This is a genomic window from Stieleria sp. (assembly GCF_041595215.1).
Classification (GTDB): Bacteria; Planctomycetota; Planctomycetia; order Pirellulales; family Pirellulaceae; genus Stieleria; species Stieleria magnilauensis.
In genome coordinates, this window is sequence record NZ_JBFHKV010001488.1 from 1 (window position 1) to 1,574 (window position 1,574).

General features: G+C 62.1%; 1 protein-coding gene and 1 pseudogene. Both read left to right on the forward strand.

Annotated features, from left to right (window positions below):
• Positions 1-307: 307 nt before the first annotated feature.
• Entirely contained in the window at positions 308-952 is a 645-nt protein-coding gene (locus ABX749_RS32365) for a sigma-70 family RNA polymerase sigma factor (RefSeq protein WP_145208330.1), read from the forward strand.
• Positions 952-1,574: pseudogene (locus ABX749_RS32370) on the forward strand (hypothetical protein); the annotation flags it as partial. The gene ABX749_RS32365 and the pseudogene ABX749_RS32370, both read left to right, overlap by 1 nt.

Genomic DNA, 1,574 nt, shown 5'->3' on the forward strand with positions numbered 1-1,574 from the left:
GGGCGCGAGCCCTCCGGTGTTTCGGGAACGATGAGGAACCGGAGGGCTTGCGCCCTGCCGCTAACACCTCGTCAAACGCAGGGAATAAATGCTCGACAGCGTTGCCTGCCCAGGGCGACGACGTGCCTGGGACGGGCCGCAAACATTTGAGAACATTTTCGCCGTCGGTGCAGTTACACTACTTGGATAAGTTACACTGGGGGGCGGGCGGTCATCCGCCGAGGATGTCGCTAGATCGAACTCACTCGCTGTAGGGGGAGGATCGGTCGCGACGGACGCCAAAGTCGCTGATGCCTTAGCCGAAACGATGCCTTCAGTCACCGATTTAATTAGCCGCAGCCAAGAGGGAACCGAAGGCGACACCGACCGTCTGTTCTCGGTGATGTATGACGACCTGCGCCGCTTGGCAGGCCGATTCCTGCAGAACGAACCGCTGCGAAACCGACTCAGCAGCTCGTCGCTGGTCCACCAGGCCTACATGCGGATGGTCGACCATTCCAGGATCAACTGGCAGGGCAAGACGCATTTCTTTGCGATCGGTGCCACCGTGATGCGACGCATCTTGGTCGATCACGCCCGCAAAGTCCAATCGTTGAAGCGGGGCGGAGGCTGGGAACGACGCCAATTGCACGACGATGTCACGTTTCAGCTCAATCGAGACGACGATGTCGTCGCCTTGGACGATCTGCTCGAACAGCTCGCCCAACTGAACCCCCGACAGGCCAAAATTGTCGAACTACGGTTCTTCGGCGGCATGACGATGCGCGAGATCGCCGCGGAAATGAAATTGGGACTCCGCACGATCGAAAAGGAGTGGGCGATGAGCCGCGCCTGGATGCGACGCGAATTGCGACGTGACAGCGAGGAAGCCGAGGAAACCGAGTCGTCGGCCGAACAGGACACCGACTCCCCTGTTTCGCCTCCCGCGGCAACGGAACCCGAGACGACTTGATGAATGCGGAGCGTTACGCGCGGGTCCGTGAATTATTTCTAGCCGTCGACGACCTTCCCACCGACCAGCAACACGCGTTTCTGGTCTCGCAGTGTGGCGACGACCAGACGCTGATCGACGAAGTGATGTCCTTGCTGGACGAGCACGACCACGAATCGGCTCGGCTGGAAGGCAACTCGGCCAAGCAACCGGCGATTCCGCCCGCCTTGGCGGACTCATCGCCCCCCGAATCCTCCGCTCAAGCCACCGACGGTCATGCGGCGACGTCCAACGCGCCGTTCCTGCCTCCCGGCCAACGCGACTCGATCAGCGATGCGTCGACCTCCCCGTCCAATCCGGCGCCCGCGGCCAGTGGTCGCCAGCCGAAGCGTCAGACCTACAAAAGCGGTAGTCGAAAATCGAAGTCCGGATCGATCCCCGCCCCTTCCAAATCAGCGCAGGTCACCCAGCAGAGCTCTCAACGAACCCACGCCTCGCCCCGGTATCGGGACGAGGAACCGCCTGCCCGGCGACGCCCCTCGGCCGGGATCTGGCAGACCCGGGCGACCAACCATCGGCGTTTCAACGCCGGCTGGTTATGGCTGGCCACCATTCTGCCGACCGCACTGATCGGATGGTGGAC